The sequence below is a fragment of the Pseudoalteromonas sp. THAF3 genome (genome assembly GCF_009363775.1).
In the GTDB taxonomy this organism is placed as follows: Bacteria; Pseudomonadota; Gammaproteobacteria; order Enterobacterales; family Alteromonadaceae; genus Pseudoalteromonas; species Pseudoalteromonas ruthenica.
Window position 1 is genome coordinate 2619062 of the sequence record NZ_CP045418.1, and the last position, 18039, is coordinate 2637100.

General features: G+C 46.6%; 14 protein-coding genes. 7 read left to right on the forward strand and 7 right to left on the reverse strand.

What is annotated here, in order from left to right; translation table 11 throughout:
- The first annotated feature begins 256 nt into the window (after positions 1 to 256).
- Together tal and FIU82_RS12185 are read left to right on the forward strand one after the other, a co-directional pair.
- A complete protein-coding gene (gene tal / locus FIU82_RS12180; RefSeq protein ID WP_152441167.1) occupies positions 257 to 1207 on the forward strand; it encodes a transaldolase in 951 nt (316 codons plus the stop codon).
- Positions 1208 to 1359: 152 nt separating this feature from the next.
- Complete coding sequence (locus FIU82_RS12185; protein WP_022943433.1) at positions 1360 to 1545, forward strand: DUF3545 family protein; 186 nt, start codon at positions 1360 to 1362, stop codon at positions 1543 to 1545.
- A 45-nt stretch (positions 1546 to 1590) separates the two neighbouring features.
- Here the strand turns inward: FIU82_RS12185 and ung are convergent, their stop codons facing one another.
- From ung to FIU82_RS12210, 5 genes are all read right to left on the reverse strand, one after another.
- Positions 1591 to 2262, reverse strand: coding sequence for a uracil-DNA glycosylase (gene ung / locus FIU82_RS12190; RefSeq protein ID WP_138587690.1), 672 nt, complete (start codon positions 2260 to 2262; stop codon positions 1591 to 1593).
- Positions 2263 to 2329: 67 nt separating this feature from the next.
- Positions 2330 to 3613: a threonine synthase gene (gene thrC, locus FIU82_RS12195; RefSeq protein ID WP_152441168.1), complete on the reverse strand. Its 1284-nt coding sequence runs from the start codon at positions 3611 to 3613 to the stop codon at positions 2330 to 2332.
- Positions 3613 to 4554, reverse strand: coding sequence for a homoserine kinase (gene thrB, locus FIU82_RS12200; protein ID WP_152441169.1), 942 nt, complete (start codon positions 4552 to 4554; stop codon positions 3613 to 3615). Before thrB ends, thrC begins: the two co-directional genes overlap by 1 nt.
- A 9-nt stretch (positions 4555 to 4563) precedes the next feature.
- Positions 4564 to 6981 carry a bifunctional aspartate kinase/homoserine dehydrogenase I gene (thrA, locus tag FIU82_RS12205; protein WP_152441170.1) on the reverse strand — a complete coding sequence of 806 codons (2418 nt, stop codon included), beginning with the start codon at positions 6979 to 6981 and terminating at the stop codon, positions 4564 to 4566.
- A gap of 251 nt (positions 6982 to 7232) precedes the next feature.
- Entirely contained in the window at positions 7233 to 7598 is a 366-nt protein-coding gene (locus tag FIU82_RS12210) for a response regulator (protein ID WP_138547096.1), read from the reverse strand.
- Between the two features lie 236 nt (positions 7599 to 7834).
- Here FIU82_RS12210 and FIU82_RS12215 point away from each other — a divergent pair, with 236 nt between their 5' ends.
- The gene (locus FIU82_RS12215; protein ID WP_045979303.1) at positions 7835 to 9595 is read left to right on the forward strand and encodes a HAMP domain-containing sensor histidine kinase; all 1761 of its coding nucleotides are present in this window, start codon (positions 7835 to 7837) and stop codon (positions 9593 to 9595) included.
- Between the two features lie 66 nt (positions 9596 to 9661).
- Positions 9662 to 10570: a recombination-associated protein RdgC gene (gene rdgC / locus FIU82_RS12220; protein ID WP_152441171.1), complete on the forward strand. Its 909-nt coding sequence runs from the start codon at positions 9662 to 9664 to the stop codon at positions 10568 to 10570.
- Positions 10571 to 10611: 41 nt separating this feature from the next.
- Here rdgC and FIU82_RS12225 read toward each other — a convergent pair whose 3' ends face one another.
- Positions 10612 to 11451, reverse strand: coding sequence for an HDOD domain-containing protein (locus FIU82_RS12225; protein WP_045979301.1), 840 nt, complete (start codon positions 11449 to 11451; stop codon positions 10612 to 10614).
- Between the two features lie 280 nt (positions 11452 to 11731).
- On the opposite strand from FIU82_RS12225, the gene FIU82_RS12230 reads away from it, so the two are divergent.
- Positions 11732 to 13423, forward strand: coding sequence for a Zn-dependent hydrolase (locus tag FIU82_RS12230; RefSeq protein ID WP_152441172.1), 1692 nt, complete (start codon positions 11732 to 11734; stop codon positions 13421 to 13423).
- A 49-nt stretch (positions 13424 to 13472) separates the two neighbouring features.
- Here the strand turns inward: FIU82_RS12230 and FIU82_RS12235 are convergent, their stop codons facing one another.
- Positions 13473 to 13865 carry an HIT domain-containing protein gene (locus FIU82_RS12235; RefSeq protein WP_040642941.1) on the reverse strand — a complete coding sequence of 131 codons (393 nt, stop codon included), beginning with the start codon at positions 13863 to 13865 and terminating at the stop codon, positions 13473 to 13475.
- Positions 13866 to 13995: 130 nt separating this feature from the next.
- On the opposite strand from FIU82_RS12235, the gene FIU82_RS12240 reads away from it, so the two are divergent.
- Together FIU82_RS12240 and FIU82_RS12245 are read left to right on the forward strand one after the other, a co-directional pair.
- Positions 13996 to 16194 carry a S9 family peptidase gene (locus FIU82_RS12240; RefSeq protein WP_253946365.1) on the forward strand — a complete coding sequence of 733 codons (2199 nt, stop codon included), beginning with the start codon at positions 13996 to 13998 and terminating at the stop codon, positions 16192 to 16194.
- Positions 16195 to 16330: 136 nt separating this feature from the next.
- Positions 16331 to 17965 (forward strand): methyl-accepting chemotaxis protein, encoded by a 1635-nt coding sequence (locus FIU82_RS12245; protein ID WP_152441174.1) that lies wholly within the window; start codon positions 16331 to 16333, stop codon positions 17963 to 17965.
- The last annotated feature ends 74 nt before the right edge of the window (positions 17966 to 18039 follow it).

An 18039-nucleotide genomic window follows, 5' to 3' on the forward strand; every position in this document is an offset into this window, starting at 1 on the left:
AGTGTCAATTTCAACATTAAATAAAGCAAAAATCACGCTTTATTCAAAAATCGACCTTTCTACCTGCAAGTTCACTTGTACGGTGCGCGTCGGTTCCATGCGCGCTAGCCAATAGCGACATCAATGCACGGACAATTGACCTCCCTTTGGTTGTCACTTAGGTGCAACATAAACGAAATAACCTATGTATGTTTGTCTGGCGTTTTCAAGCAACAGGCAAGCTCAGCAGATTTTATGCTTGGAATGAGGAAAGCACATGACTACAGCACTGCAACAGTTGAAAGCACATTCAACCATTGTAGCCGACACCGGTGATATTGAAGCGATTCGTAAACATCAACCTCAAGATGCAACGACTAACCCCTCCTTGCTGCTTAAAGCGAGTGAGATAGACGCATACAAGCCCTATCTAGATAAAGCATGGCAGTATGCCAAAGAGCAAGGCACCGATGCGCAGCAGCAACTCGAATTAGCCTGTGACTATTTTGCGGTATTAATCGGTAAAGAAATCGCTGATATTGTGCCTGGTTACATCTCCACCGAAGTGGACGCGCGTTTATCATTTGACACCCAAGCAACCATCGCCAAAGCCAAACAGTTACTCGCGCTGTATGATTTAGAAGGCGTAAGCCGTGACAAGATTTTAATTAAAATTGCATCGACATGGGAAGGGATCAAAGCTGCCGAGCAACTTGAGAAAGAAGGCATTCGCTGCAACCTTACGCTGTTATTCAGTGACGCCCAAGCCCGTGCATGCGCCGATGCCAATGTTTACCTTATTTCACCTTTTGTGGGCCGTATTCTCGATTGGCATGTTGCTAACGGGATGGAGAAGCCTAACGATCCATTGCAAGACCCAGGCGTGCAATCGGTGCGCAGTATTTATGACTTTTACAAAGGCCACGGCTACGACACTATCGTCATGGGTGCCAGCTTCCGTAACACCGGTGAAATTCTTGCCTTAACGGGCTGTGATCGCCTCACCATAAGCCCTGCATTGCTCGAGGAATTAGCTGAGTTGCCGGCTAATACAGATTACTTGTTAAGCGGTGCAAACGATGTACAACCTAAGCCTGAAGCACTCACAGAGAGTGAATTCCGCTGGTTACATAACGAAGACGCGATGGCGACTGAAAAGCTCGCCGAGGGAATTCGTGCTTTTGCTAAAGCTCAGCAAGATTTAGAGGCTCGTTTTAAACAACTCTAACACCATTCGGCGGCCCACAAGGCCGCCATTTCTCTGCCCTTTCCGCTCGTAATAGAATCATCACTTTTCTGTAACCTTGGTTAAACATTTTCGTTTTATTTTTATACCAACTGTGGTATAGATTGATTGCGTTAGTTATACAGGAGAGTGTCATGGATAGTCTGAATGAACTAATAAAAATAATAGAAGGTCCAGAGACCAAAAAGACATCCGGTCGAAATAAAAAACGTAAATGGCGCGAAATCGAAGCACTAAAAGATAAGCAACGTCTGCGCAAAGAACTGCAAGAACTAGACTTGTTCAGCGATGACATTGGTTTAGAAGAGTTAGATTTTTGATACCAACATAAAAAAGAGGGCCTAGATGCCCTCTTTTTTATTGCGTTATATTTGCTCGGCTAGGGTCCAATCAATGGCAGCTTGACCTTGGTTGGTAAGGATTTCATTGGCTTTGGAAAAGTGACCACAGCCAAAAAAACCGCGATGTGCTGACAGCGGCGACGGATGAGGTGCCTTAAGCACATGGTGCTTTTGCGTGTCGATGTGCTTGCCCTTCTTCTGAGCGTGTGCGCCCCAAAGCAAAAACACAATGCCCTTGCCATGTTGGTTAAGCTGTTCGATGACCACGTCAGTAAAACGCTCCCAGCCGAGGTGCTTATGCGAGTGTGCTTGCCCTTGTTCAACGGTCAATACGGTATTGAGCAGCAACACCCCTTGGTGTGCCCAAGACTGTAAATATCCATGTTGAGGGATGCTGAATCCAGCGATATCTTGCGCCAATTCCTTATACATATTCGCCAATGACGGCGGCGGTTTTACCCCAGGTAACACCGAAAAGCATAAGCCATGCGCTTGATTTGGACCATGGTATGGGTCTTGACCCAGTATCACCACTTTCACATCTTCAAACGCGGTGGCGCGAAATGCCTCAAATACCTGTTCTTGAGGCGGATACACAGCTACGCCCTGCTCTCGGCGTTGGTGCACATAATCCAAGGTTTGTTGAAAGTAAGGCTGCTGTTTCTGCTCTGCTAATAAATCAGACCAAGATGTCATGCTGCTCGGTTCCATTAAAAAAACGGCCCTAAAGGCCGTTTGTTATCAATATTGCTAGCTTACCAAATTAACCTAATTTCGCCAGCAGCGCTTGCCGTAATTGTTGATAATCTGCACTCATCGGCTCAGCAAGGCAAGGTTTAGCTAAGGCATCGCTAAGCGCCTTTGGCATCGCTAATTCAACATTTAAAATCTTCTCCACGCTGGCTTGAAACTTAGCCGGGTGGGCCGTAGCTAGGAAAATCCCCTGATGCTCAGGTGCTAAATCCGCTTTTAACCCTTCATAAGCAATCGCGGTATGTGGCTCAGCTTGATAGCCCATGCTCTGTAATTCACGCATCGCCAAAGCGGTTTGCTCCTCATCCACAGCATGAGAAAAGAAATCGTCATAGCTGAAACGACCACTGTCTAACATCGTTTGTACACGAGGCCAGTTATTGGGCCGACTAACATCCATAGCATTAGACAGAGACTCTTGAGTCTCATGCGGCTGCCATTGCTTGGAGGCGATAAAGCGCGGCACCGTGTCATTTTGATTTGTTGTTGCCGAGAGTTTTTGAATGGGTAAGCCAATCAGCGCCGCTATCATCGCTGCGCACACATTACCAAAGTTACCGCTCGGCACCGAGATGTGCGCTTTGTCTCGCTGCGCTTTGGGCAACTGCGCCACCGCTTCAAAGTAATAACATACCTGCGCGAGTAAACGACTAATATTGATAGAATTCGCAGAATTAAGGCGCAAACGCGTTTTGAGCTCGTCATCCAAAAACCCTTGCTTAACCATGGCCTGACAATCGTCGAACGAACCTCTTACACTGTAACAGTGAATATTATTACCTAAGGTTGTAAACAGCTTTTGCTGCGCCTCTGATATCTTGCCTTCAGGGTACAGGATCACCACATCGATGTTCTCTTTGCCATAAAAAGCATGGGCTACTGCAGCGCCAGTGTCACCACTGGTGGCTGTGAGAATAGTGACCTTTTCTGAGTTACTGAACTGGGCAAGGCACTGCGCCATAAAGCGCCCACCAAAATCTTTAAATGCCAAGGTAGGGCCATGAAAAAGCTCTAAACAATGGAGGTTGTCGGCAACGTGAACCAAAGGTGCTGGAAAAGTAAACGCTCCCTGCACCATTTCAGCGACCACATTAGGACTCAATTCATCGCCAATCAAGTGCGTCAGTACTTGTGTGCTGCGCGAGACAAAATCCATTTCCAATAAGGCATCCATATTATCCAGTGGCGTTAGCTGTTGCGGAAAAAACACCCCTTGATTGCGCCCTAACCCAGTTTTTACCGCCTCAACAAAAGACACCACCTGGCTATCATCTTTTAAATTATACAACCGCATTATTCTTTTCCCTCATTCAAAACCCGCGTACCTGCCGTATCTATCTGACAAATATGACTAAAGCCTTGTTCATTTATATAGTTCTGCTGTAACCACTGCTGGCAGTTTTTAGCATCATTGATATTGTCACATAGTGCAAAAAGCGTCGGCCCAGCACCAGAAATACTCACCGCCTTCGCGCCTAACTCTAGCACCGCCTTTTTAGCGGCACTGAAACCGCTGATCAATTCACTGCGATAGGGCTCAGCAACCATATCAATCATCAGCTCCATCGCTAACTCATGCTGTTGCTGATGCATTAGCGTACAAAATGCACTGAGACGCTGAGCAAATTCAATACCATGGTGTAAGCTCATTTGCTGCGGCAGCACTGCTCGAGCCTGAGCGGTATTAAGGGTGAAACCGGGAAACGCGACCACTGGATACCAGTTACTGGGAGTGGGGATCGTCAGTGAACGACCGGGTATCAGCGCCCCTGTGAGCTGCAAACCACCAAGCAAACACGGCGTGATATTGTCATAATGACGAGCGCCGCTGACCTTAGCTTCAAAATCAGCCATTAGCTCAATGAGTGCATCCTCACTGAGCTCAGTGCCGGCAAATTTATTCAGCGCTGCAAGTGCCGCAACCACTGAGCAGGCGCTGGATCCCAGACCTGAACCAATGGGCAGATTCTTAACTAACTCCATACGCGCTGTCGGCATATCTGGTGCGACCGTGGCACGAAAGTGCGCCATGCACATAAAGGCTAAATTTTGCTCTGCCTGTTGTGGCAATTTATGGGCGTAAGGCCCTGAGCACACAAATTCTGTCTCAGCGCTGGCGCTAATTCGCACCACATCGCCCAACAAAGTGCCATCAATGGGTGCAATAGCCGCTCCCAGCGCATCAAATCCAACCGCAAAATTACCAATCGAGGCCGGCGCATAAACTTCAATCATGGCCCTCTCCTAACGTGGTAAGGTTTTCAAAATATCAGCGAAAACTCCCGCTGCGGTCACTTCGGCTCCTGCGCCATAACCGCGAATAACGTAAGGCTTGGGCTGATAATACTGACTCAAAATAGCTAAGGCATTTTCTCCGTCACGAATGTCATATAACGCATGTCGACTATCAACGGCTTCAATACCAACACGACAATGACCATCTTCAATTGCGCCAACATAACGCAAGACCTTTCCTTCGGCTTGGGCGCTGGCAACCTTATCGGCAAAATCTGAATCAAGTTGTGGTAATTTAGCCATAAACTCATCAACGCTTAGTCCCTCGGCGAAGCCCGGCGGCAATACCGACTCCACTTCAATATCATCCAGCTCAAGTGCCAAACCAGACTCCCTAGCGATAATAAGTAGTTTACGGGCGACATCAGTCCCTGATAGGTCATCACGAGGGTCTGGCTCGGTAAAGCCATTTTCTTTAGCTTTGATGGTTGCTTGTGACAGGCTTAAGCCATCACCGATAACACCGAACATATAAGATAACGATCCCGATAAAATGCCGCTAAAATGCAGAAGCTCATCACCGGCACCGAATAACAACTGCAGGTTATCGAGCACGGGTAAGCCGGCGCCAACATTGGTTTCATACAAAAAGCGGCGATTGTTGCGCTGCGCAGCGAGTTTGAGCTGCTGATAGTAAGCCTGCGAGCTGGTATTGGCCTTTTTATTAGCCGCTACCACATGAAAACCAGCATTAAGGAAATCGGCATACTGAGCAGCGAGCGCACCCGAGGAGCTGCAATCCACTAATACCGGGTTAATCAGATGGTTTTGCTTAACGAACTGTTCCAGCAAGGTTAGATCAAATTGCTGTGAGGTCTGCGCCAATGGCTGCTGCCAATTTTCTAGATCAATCCCGTCACTGTTTAGCAGCATCTGTCGGGAGTTGGCCACGCCTCGGACTTTGAGTTTGATATTACGTTGTTGCAACCATTGTTGTTGCCTACGCACTTGGCTTAGCAGCTCGCTGCCAACAAGTCCACAGCCGAGCAGGAAAACATCAATAGAAGGCACATGGGTAAAGAAGTTTTCATGACAAACCTTCACTGCATCATTGCATAACTCACCATCAACAACCGCAGAAATTGAACTCTCTGTTGAATCCTGGGCTATGGCAACGATATTCACTTGAGCCTGCGCCAGCGAGGCAAAGAACTTCGCTGCTAAGCCTTTGTGTGCTCGCATGTTATCGCCAACTAGCGTAACAATTGCCAAATTCCGCTGCACTTGTACAGGCTCAATAAGCCCCGCTTTTGACTCAAGTTCAAAGGCTTGTTCGAGAGCATGCAGCGCCAAGGCTAAATCTTGCTGATGCACGCAAAAGCTAATGCTGAACTCACAGCTGGACTGGGTGATGAGAACAATAGAGACATTATCGGCTGCGAGCGCAGTAAACACTTTGGCTGCCATGCCGACTTTACCTTTCATGCCCGGCCCTGACACCGTGAGCATAGCCAAATCTTGTAAACTTGAGATCGCTTTTACCGGCTCACTTTCAGTGACTTCATCACTGATCAATGAGCCGGGCTCTTTACTGTTGTGGGTATTTTTTATCTCACATGGCACGCCCGCTTTTGCGCATGGCACAATGGTTTTGGGATGCAAGACTTTAGCGCCAAAGTAAGAGAGTTCCATCGCTTCTTTGTAAGACAGAAAATCGACCTTAGTGGCCCCTTTGATATAGCGAGGGTCAGCGCTGTACACACCGTCAACATCGGTCCAGATTTGACAGATATCGGCCTCTAAACAAGCGGCTGCAACAGCAGCAGAATAGTCGGAGCCATTACGCCCTAGCGTGGTCAATTGGGCATCGTCATTGGCCCCGGTGAAGCCAGGCATAATATATATTTTTGCGGGGTTAGCGTGCAAATATTCACGAAACTGTAGTTTTGATACATCTAGATCAACTTCAGCATTTAAGTAGCCACCGCTGGAGCGGATAACTTGTTCCGCACTCATATAATGAGGGCGAAAATCATCGAGTAGCACCTGCATCAAGGCCACACTAATGCGCTCACCAAAGCTAATGACATAAGCGAACACCGAATCCGGGCACTGGCCTAATAAAGCCACGCCTTCTAGCTTTTGTTGTAACTGCGTAAAGTCAGGCCAATTTGCAGGCTGCTGATTTTGCTCACACACTTCGTCTTTCAAGGTATGTGCACGCTCATAAAACAGTTGCCACTGTGACTGGATATCTACACCTGTCGCCGCACTCTCAGCTAATCCCACCAATGTATCCGTCATACCGCCGGGGGCTGACAATACCAGCAGCATTTGCTCTTTGAGCTCCTGGCGGACAATCTCACTCACTCGCTTTAAACAACTGGCATCGGCCAGTGACGAGCCTCCAAACTTTAGTACTTGCATGTTTTCCTCATTCCCAATAACACCTTTTTACCAGGTCGTGACGATAGGCCAAAAAAAAGGCCTATGCTCAGTGAGCATAGGCCTTTTTTCTCTGCGCACCGACCCATGCCACTATCCGCTAAGGATGGTGGTGGTAATAATGGTGGTCAGTGTTGCGTAATTTGTGTTCATGGTTCTAGACTGCACGAAAATGACTATTTCTGTCAACAGCTAAAGAAAAGAAAAAATATGCTTTTTAGATATAACTAAGATTAGTAAACGCCAAATTTATGCAAAACATCCGCTAAAGCATCTGTTTTTACCGGTTTATTAATGAATCCAAGGGCGCCGAGTTGCGCTGTGCGCTGCTTCATTTGCGACTGTACGTCGGCAGAAATAACCACTACGTAGGTTTCTATTTTGCGTGTGCGCATTTGTTGTAATACCCCGATACCGTCAATTTTCGGCATGGTGAGGTCTAAACAGAGAAGATCAAAGTGTTGTTCGCTCATTAGCGTCAGTGCATGTTCACCATCTGTAGCGTGCGTCACCGCGCAAGGCAAAATAGACATAACCGCTTTGCTCGCTTGTTTTCGAGCCATTACGGAATCGTCACAGACTAACACCTGAAAAGCCATTACTACGCCATTTGAGGGTAAAACTTATATCAGTAGGTTATACCATAGCTATAAACAAATCTTAACACCGCAGGCCACAGATTTTTGTTAATCTGCAGTCTTTAAGCTATTATTTTATTTATTTTTTCAAGAATCTTGGCTAGCTTTAGGTTTTTGAAGCCAATGGCGAATTTAGGGCTGATAATTGACGTTTTATCATCGCTTTTTCATGGTTTATACAAGGGCTCTGTACTCGTATGTTGCATAATAGTTTGTCGAAGAAGCTCCTAACCAGTGTTTTGTCGGTGTATTTTTTACTCACATTTGTAGTCACTTGCGGCCAAGTTTTTGCTGAGTACTTGAATACCAAAAACTACATACGCGATGAACTACAAACACTGCAAAAGACCTTTAGTGGCAGCCTTACCCGCGCAATTTGGGAGTTAAATACCGATCAAAGTATTACCATCGCCGAAGGGTTAATTGCTATCCCTATGGTTGAAGGAATTATTGTCCGTGATGACAGCGGCGAAGTGATCTCTCAACTCGGGCGCTCTTTAGACATTCGCGAGCTGTACTCGCAACAATTAGTGCAAGATGCTTCTATCATAGAAGATACTCCCTCCGGATTATTTGGTTACACCTTTCCGTTAATTTTTGAGTTTTCCGGGCGCGCTACTCAAGTGGGTGATGTCACGCTTTTTTCCAGCCGAGATGTGGTTGTCAGCCGTATTATCGTGTCAATCTATCTTCTGGTCGGCAACGCCATGATCAAAACCGCGTTTTTGATCTTATTGTTTTTATTGGCTTTTCGTAAACACCTCACTCACCCGCTCAATCAACTTACCGAGCAGATTGAAAGCCTTGAGCTAGATGACTTAGAAGGGACAAGAATAAACCTCGATAGTAATGAAAAAAACGAGTTGAATGTCATGGCGCAGTCATTCAACAACATGATCAATAAAGTAGTCGAGTATCGCAATAAACTAGAGCACACCCAAAAAGAGTTATTGAAAAGCAATGAAAAACTAGACCAGCAAAACTTACAGCTGGAACAAGAGGTAGCAAGAAAGACCTCAAACCTAAGCCAAGCGATGATGGACTTGCAGCAGCAGAAGTATGAGCTGGAAAAACAAAAGCTCAACTTAACGGAGGAAATCGAACTGCGCCGTCATACCGAACAAGAGTTGCTAACCAAGCAAAGCGAGATGCAGCGTTATGTCGATGAGCTCAATTTGGCCCAAGAGCGCTTGCTTGGCTCGGAGAAAATGGCAGCGCTGGGTGGTTTAGTCGCTGGTATCACTCATGATATCAACACGCCTGTGGGAATAGGTGTTACCGCAACCTCCTTCTTACAAGAGCGTCTCGATGCCATTGAGCATGCTTATAAAGAAAAAACACTTTCCCCGAAAGCGCTAGAAGAGTTTATTAAAGATGCGAAGCAAAGTACTGAACTGCTCACTTCGAATCTTGCCCGCGCCTCAGAATTAGTTGCCAGCTTTAAACAAATAGCAGTCGATCAGGCCAGTGAAGCGGTACGCACCATAAACTTTAAAGAATACTTGGGCGAGGTGATTCGCTCACTGCACCCAAAAATTAAGAAAACTCAACACCAGGTGGATGTAAACTGCCCCGATAACTTGGTGCTCAATTTACCTGCTGGTGCTATTAGCCAAATCTTCACTAACCTAATTATGAACTCACTCATTCATGGCTTTGAAGGTGTCGAAAAGGGCACTATCACTATTGATGTGAGCGAAAATGATGGCCTAGTGGATATCAACTATCGTGATAATGGTCGTGGTGTTGATGCCGAACAATTAGATAAACTGTTTGACCCCTTCTTTACCACCAAACGTGACCAAGGCGGCAGCGGTCTGGGCACTCATATCACCTTCAATTTGGTGAAACAAACCTTGGGGGGTGAGATTGAAGTGAGCAGCGAGCCGGGCCAAGGTTTGCAATACCGAATTACTATCCCAAAAGACCTACCAAAGCCGATGCAAATGTTTAATTAGTAAGGTGACTCCTGCTATGATGGCGCCACATTTAATTCGAGCCCACAGCTCAACGGAAGTAAAACTATGTGGTTTAGCAACCTTATCTGTTATCGCTTTAAGCAAGACATCAGTTACCAACAAGACGATTTTGAAAAAGCCCTAGAGCAAGACGTATTCCGCCCCTGTGGCAGCCAAGACATGCATACCTTTGGCTGGACCAAGCCGTTTGGCAAACATGGTCAGATGCTCAGTCACTTCTCGCAAAGTACTGTTTTAGTGTGCGCTAAGCGGGAAGAAAAAGTACTGCCCCCTGCGGTCGTCAACGAGATGGTGCAGGAGAAGATCGATCATTTAGAAGCTGAAGAAAACCGCCGCGTTAGCAAAAAAGAAAAAGATGAGCTAAAAGAAAACATTTTGCATTCTTTGCTGCCGCAAGCATTTAAGAAGTCTAGCCTCCAATTTGCTTTTATCGATATGGAAAATGGCTGGGTTGTGGTCAATAGTGCCAGCTTTAATAAAGCAGAAGAGTTACTTGCGTTATTGCGCAAGTCACTAGGGACATTGCCTGTTGTGCCAGCGTTTGCAAATTATGATCTTGGCTTATTTTTAACGTCGTGGTTGAAGGAATTCAACGCTCCAGAAGGCTTCGCGATTGGCTTAGACGCCGAGTTGCAAGAGCAAGATGACAATGGGGCACAAGTGAAGTTTAAAGGCCATGACCTATCCAGTGATGAGGTTAAAAACCACTTAGATAATGGCAAAGAGGTCACTAAGCTGGCGCTGGAGTATCAAGAACGAGTGAAGTTCTTATTGCAAAATGATGGCTCTATTAAACGCGTCAGTTATGCCGATACGTTAAAAGAAGAAAACGCCGATATTCCTAAAGAAGACATGGCAGTAAAGCTTGACGCAGACTTTATTCTTGCCTCGGAAGAAATCAAACAACTCCTTGATGCATTGACCAATCAATTAGGCGATGCCGAGGATCTGTAAGTACAATGCATAACTGAAAAAGGAGCCTGAGGCTCCTTTTTTTAACTGAATATTTCTCTTATATCACCCACGACTTCCTGATACTCATCGTCAGCAAATATTTCCACAGATGGGATAATCCCTTTATCGACATAAACATTCAGTGCGGACGACTTATCTGACACTTGTAAAATGCCCTCCATGATCGCGCCCATACGAATAAAATCGACAAACTCCACCTCTTTAGGACGATAATTAGGATCGGCCCAGCACTTTGCAACTTCTACGAATTCATCAGAGAAGTCCCAAGCGGTTAAAATAGCAGCACCAATGCGCCCTGCTAGTTTTTGAATGGCATGAGCTAAAAAACTCGGATTAGCAAACACCTCTGGGTGCTTCTCAGCCTCGGTGAGAATAGGCAAAATACCAATATTGTAGGTCAGTGCTGCCAAGGTGATAGTTTCGGTATTAATCGTGTCGTGACGCTGTTGCTTGCGAAAATTCTGCACCAGCGCTATCGAATGGCAGGCAACACGAATTGTCTTTTGCCATGCCTTATCCATATAGCCTTTGATCAGCTCATGCTGAGAGACGAATAGCTGCTCCATCGCCATCGCTGTGGCGATATTTTTTATCTGCCTTAGGCCGATGCGCGTAACGGCTTGGTTTATAGTCGTCACCTTCACCGAGCGACTCATCAAGGCGCTATTCGCAACTTTGATCATCCGAGCTGCTAATGCGGGATCATTGGCGATCACGTCCGCCATATCATGTAAGGTTATATCCGGGTCATCTGCAGCGTTACGCACTCGAAGTGCCACTTCCGGCAAGGTTGGCAGCACCAAAGTATCGTTATTTATGCGGTCAACCAAGATGGTCAGCAAAGCGTTTTCTGTGGACATGTCGCCAGTATCCTTTATGTCAGCAAAGCCGTTTTTTCTTATAAATTAGCTATAAGTTACCGATAAAGTTTAGAAAGTGATAGCGCAATTGCCCATTTATTTACAAAAAATAATTACCTATGTTCCCATAATCATTATTGCCAGCCAGCCCTTGAGTTGCTTTAATGCCCAACAACACGGGGCTCTCCCCCGCTATAACCGAATCATAAACTCTCTCAATGGACTGTGTTTTTTGTCTTACTTTACAGTCCAATAACGAGTTACACCGAAAGAGGATCCCATGAGTAAATTGTCGAAAATTTCTCAAGCACTGCTTATTAGCTCTGTATTCGCACTTGGCGCCTGCTCCAAGCAACCACAGTCAACTACTGAACAAACGGCGGCGAGCGCACAACCAAGCAGTGGCCCTGAATTGATAAATATTGAACGCGAGCGGCTTAACATTTACACCGATTTTGAGCTCAATACCGACTTGTCACATCTAAGCGGGAATCAGCAAAAAATGCTCGCTAAACTGATTGATGCCTCAAAAATTATGGACCAACTGTTTTGGCGTCAGGCTTTCGGTGGCGAGCAACAAGATTTCTTAGCGAGCCTAGATGATGAACAAGTGCGTCACTTTGCCAAGATTAACTATGGTCCTTGGGATCGCTTAAACGGCGATCAGCCTTTTTTAAGCGGCTTTGAGCACAAACCAGCAGGGGCTCAATTTTACCCAGCTGATATGACAAAAGAAGAATTAGAGCAAAGCAGTGTAAAAGATAAAACAGGCCTTTATTCCATCATCAAACGCGATGACAATGGTGAGCTTTACAGTGTGTCTTATTCAGTAGAATACGCCCAAGCATTGGAAGCTGCCGCAGATTTGCTGCGCCAAGCGAGCGAACTGGCCGATAATAAAGAATTCGCTAACTACTTGAGTATGCGTGCCGATGCCTTGCTAAGTGATGACTATCAAGCCTCTGATTTTGCTTGGATGGATATGAAAAATAACCCCATTGATGTGGTTATTGGCCCAATCGAAACCTATGAAGATCAACTTTTCGGTTATCGTGCGGCTTTTGAATCCTATGTTTTGGTCAAAGACATGGCCTGGAGTGAGCGTTTAGCAAAATTTGCGCAATTCCTTCCGGAGCTACAAAAAGGTCTGCCTGTGGCGGAGCAATATAAGCAAGAGGTTCCTGGTTCAGACGCCGACCTTAATGCGTATGATGTCATCTACTATGCTGGCCACTCCAATGCTGGCAGCAAAACCATAGCTATCAACCTGCCTAATGATGAGCAAGTGCAACTGGAAAAAGGCACTCGCCGCCTGCAACTTAAAAATGCCATGCGCGCTAAGTTCGACAAAATCCTCATGCCCATTGCCGCTGAGCTTATTGTGCCCGAGCAGCGCAAACATATTACCTTCGATGCCTTTTTCGCTAACACCATGTTCCACGAAGTGGCGCATGGCCTAGGTATTAAAAACACCATTACCGGTAAAGGCACCGTACGCCAGTCGCTTCAAGAGCACGCGAGTGCATTGGAAGAAGGTAAGGCGGATATCCTGGGCTTGTATATGGTTGAGCAGCTATTGAATAAAGGCGAGATTACCGAGGGTACGTTAGAAGATTACTATGTCACCTTTATGGCTGGAATCTTCCGCTCTGTGCGTTTCGGCGCATCCAGCGCGCACGGTAAAGCTAATATGATCCGCTTTAACTTTTTCAAACAAGAAGGCGCGTTCTCCAAAGATGAAAACGGCCTATATCAGGTAAATATGGATAAGATGGCTGCAGCCATGAGCAAGCTATCGAATTTAATTCTTACCCTGCAAGGTGACGGTGACTATCAGAAGGTCGACCAACTCGTTGCTACCATGGGTGAAATTAAACCTGAACTGGCCGCTGATTTAGAAAAGCTCAGCAAAGCGAATATTCCTGTGGATGTCGACTTCATCCAGGGCAAAAAGGTATTAGGCTTAAACTAAGCCTGTATTTATAGACGACATAAAAACAGCGCCTTTCGGCGCTGTTTTTTTATAGCTGCAAATTCTCTTTAATCTGTTGAATTTGCGCTTCAGTGTAAGGTCTAGGTGGGTGTACCCCCCACACCGGTTTGGGCCATGCGGGGTCTTGCTCAAAGCGAGCAATATGATGAATGTGTAACTGCTCAACCATGTTTCCTAAAGCAGCAACATTTAACTTTGCTGGTTTGAACACTGTTTTTAACATACAGCTAAGCTTCGCCGATTCACGTCCTAACACGATTTGGTCACGATCACTTAAATCAATGATCTCTTTTAATCCGCTTTTGCGCGGTACCAGAATAAACCAAGGGTACTGGCTGTCATTCATTAACAACACTTTACACAACGGCCAATCCGCCAATTCAATACAATCTCGTTCCAACTCTGGTGCTAATGCAAACATAGCATCCTCCTGTTGCTGCAAGTTTAGTGGCATAAAGTTGCGCTTATGACAGTGCATCAGTACCATCAACGCATCACTACAACAATAAGGTTTACCCGTGTCTAATACAACCAAATACTTATCTGTTGCCTTGGCTGCAAGCTTAGCCTGCGGCGCAGCGACTGCTAAAGAGCTGACGCTCGAGCGCATTTTTGACGACCCTAGTTTAGCTGGTAAAGCGCCTGTAAAGCTTAAGTTTTCTCCAGATGGTAGCCGCGTTACCTACTTGCAAGGAAAGAAAGAAGACTACAATCGCTACGACCTATGGGAATACAATCTCAAAGACAACAGCAACCGCATGTTAGTCGATTCGCAAGCATTGTTCTCAGGGCCGGAAAACCTCTCTGATGAAGAAAAAGCGCGCCGTGAGCGCCAACGTATTTTTGGCCGTGGAATTTTGGAGTATACCTGGTCCAAAGACGGGCAAGCGTTGCTTTTCCCACTCAATGGGGACTTGTATTACTATCAACTGGCCAGTGGCGAAAGCCGTAAGCTCACCGATACCGAAGCGTTTGAAACCGACGCGCGATTCTCACCGAAAGGCAATTTTGTCTCTTTCATCCGCGACCAGAACTTATATGCCTTAGAACTGGCCAGTGGCAAAGAAATCCAGCTCACTCAAGATGGCGGCGGCGTCATTAAAAATGGCATGGCTGAGTTTGTGGCGCAGGAAGAAATGAGCCGCATGACCGGCTACTGGTGGTCCGGTGATGAACAGAAAATAGCCTTTACCCGTATCGATGAGAGCCCCGTAGAAGAGGCGATTCGTAACGAGATTTATGCCGACGAAGTGAAGCTATTTAACCAGCGCTACCCCTATACTGGCACCGACAATGTGGCCATAGAGCTAGGCGTTGTCCGTATTGATGACAAACAGGTTGATTGGATTGATTTAGGCACCGACAAGGATATTTACATTGCCCGTGCAAAATGGCTCAAAGACAACCACACTCTGTCTTATCAATGGCAAAACCGCTCGCAGCAAGAGCTTGAGCTGCGCTTTTATGATAGCGCCGAAAAAACCCAACGCGTGGCCGTAAAAGAGAGCAGTGATACATGGATTAACCTGCACTTCGATCTGAAGTTTTTGCAAGATAAAGAGCACTTTATCTGGGCGTCAGAGCGCGATGGTTACAAGCACCTTTACCTGTACAAGGTCGATGGCACACTGGTACGCCAAATCACCCAAGGGGATTGGATTGTTGAGTCATTAAAAGGCGTTGATGAGCAAAATGGCGTCGTGTATTTTGCCGGTCGCAAAGACACGCCGCTGGAAAGCCATTTGTATAGCACTCCCCTATTTGAAGCTGGTGAGATTACGCGCATCACCGCAGCGGGTGAGTATCATAACGTCGTTCTTGCAGAGGATAGCAAGACCTTTATTGACCGTGCCTCGTCGGTAAACCGCCCTCCCTATGTTGCACTGCGTAAAACCAATGGCGACTTTGTCACTTGGTTAGAGCAAAATGCCATTGATGAACAGCACCCACTCAAACCTTACACCAGCGACTTAGTAGAGCCTGAGTACGGCACCATAAAGGCACAAGACGGTCAGGTAATGCACTACCGCCTGTTCAAGCCTCGCAAACTGAATAAAAAGCAAAAGCATCCGGTCATTGTCAATGTATATGGCGGCCCACATGCGCAGCGAGTTACCAACAGCTGGCGCAGTAAAAACCTATACTTTCAATACATGGTGCAACAAGGCTATGTGGTATTTCAGCTTGATAATCGCGGCTCCTACAATCGCGGAAAGCGCTTTGAAGACGTGATCTACAAACACCTTGGTGAAAGTGAGGTGCAGGATCAAATTAAAGGCGTCGAGTTTTTACGCACCTTAGATTACGTAGACCCGCAGCGCATAGGTATTTATGGCCATAGCTACGGCGGTTACATGGCGCTAATGGGGATGTTTAAAGCTGGCGATTATTTCAAAGCCGGTGTATCTGGAGCCCCAGTTACCGACTGGTCGTTGTATGATACTCATTACACAGAGCGCTATCTTGGCCACCCAAAAACTAATGCCAAGGGCTATGAACAAAGCGCGGTCTTTCCATACAGCGATGGCCTCAAGGGCCCGCTCATGATTTATCATGGCATGGCTGATGACAACGTGCTCTTTACCCACGCCACTAAGCTGTTTAAACAGCTACAAGACAAGGCGTTACCGTTTGAAATGATGACCTACCCAGGCTCGAAACATAGCTTGCGAGGTAAAAAGGTACAAACGCACCTGCATCACACCATTACCGACTTCTTTAACCGCCATTTTGATATGGCTCAAGAGTAAGTTTCTACGCTTCAATCAGGCCGGCTTCTGCTGGCCTGATTTCTTTTACAATCTACTGAAAATCCGTACTTATTTTTAGGCTCACTCACTTAGAATCGACTAAACTCATAGCATTACCTCGTTCCAAGGATTTGTTATGCAGCAACTTCGTCGCCTTAGTATTTATCAACGCCTGATTGCGCTACTCGTTCTTGCCCTACTCGGTATCATCATCTTAGTCGCGACCTCACTGACTAACCAATACAGCTCTTTGCTGGATGGGCAACATGAGAAAACGCGCAACCTAGTAGAAAATGCACACAGCATCGCGGCGTATTACCACCAACAAGCACAAACGAGCGCCCTCACGGATGAGCAAGCGAAAGTTGCCGCTAAAGATGCCATTCGCGCTTTGCGCTACGGTGATTCCAATTATTTTTGGATCAATGACACCAGCCCGACCATGGTCATGCACCCGTTTAAGCCGCAGCTCGAAGGCAAGTCATTAGCTAACACCGCCGACCCCGATGGCGTGAAACTATTCGTGCAAATGGCTGAGCTGGTCGAGCGTCAAGGTGAAGGCTTTGTGCCCTACAAGTGGCCAAAGCCAGGAAAAGATCAACCTGTCGATAAAATAGCGTTCGTGAAGGGGTTTGAACCCTGGGGCTGGGTGATTGGCTCCGGCGTTTATATTGATCACATTGAGGACACGTTTGCACGTAGCAAAACAATTCTTATCCTCGAGGGCGTTGTGATTCTCGCGGTGCTGTTAGTGATGGGCTATTTAATAGCACAAAGTGTGATGGGGCCTATTCGTCACGCAGCAGACATGATGAAAGATATAGCGCAAGGTGAGGGAGACCTAACCCAGCGTTTAGACAGCAGCGGCAATGACGAGGTCTCTCGCCTTGCCAGGCACTTTAATGATTACACCGAAAAGATGCGCCAATCCATAGAAGCGGTCAATGAGCAAGCCAATAAAGTGAGTGAGCATGTGGCGCAACTACAATCGACGGCCCAGCAAAATCAACATCATATTGAGCTGCAGAGCGACAGCTCAGCACAAGTGGCCACAGCAATGGAACAGGTAAGTCACCAAGTGAAAGACATCAGTGATTATGCCAATAACGCCGAGCAAGCTAGCAACGAAGCGAACAGTTATGCAGATCAAGTAAAGTCAGTGGTTCATAACACAGTGAATGCGATCACTCGTTTAAGCACACAAATTGAACAAGTCGCTGAGGTGGTGCAGCAGTTAGCCAGCCAAAGTAATAATATTGGCAGTGTGCTGGATGTGATTCGCGGCATTTCCGAGCAAACCAACCTTTTGGCGCTCAATGCTGCCATAGAAGCGGCTAGAGCCGGCGAGCAAGGCCGTGGGTTCGCAGTTGTTGCTGATGAAGTGCGCACGTTAGCCAGCCGCACAGGCCAAAGCACCGATGAAATTCAAGCTATGATTGAGCAGCTGCAACAAGGTGCGGAAAAAGCCGTGCAGGCCGTACAAAACAGCCAACAGATCTCGGACAATACTGTTGAGTCCACCGCGAATACCACCGAAGCATTGGATGAAATCAACCGCTTGGTTGACTCTATCCGGGAAATGAACGCTCATATCGCCCGCGCCACTGAGCAACAAAATGACGCCTCTAGCGAAGTGTCGCAGCGGCTCAATGATTTAGCTCATTCAACCAATGAGTCGCTCTCCAGCACACAGGTTATGAACCAGGCGAGTAACGAACTAGAACAGGCCAGTCAAACACTCGCCAGTATAGTTAAGCGCTTCAAAATATGAAGTCATCGCTTTCCGGTCATAAAAAGGCCGCCCAACGGCGGCCTTTTTAGCTTACCAATATCGGCTATTGCTGC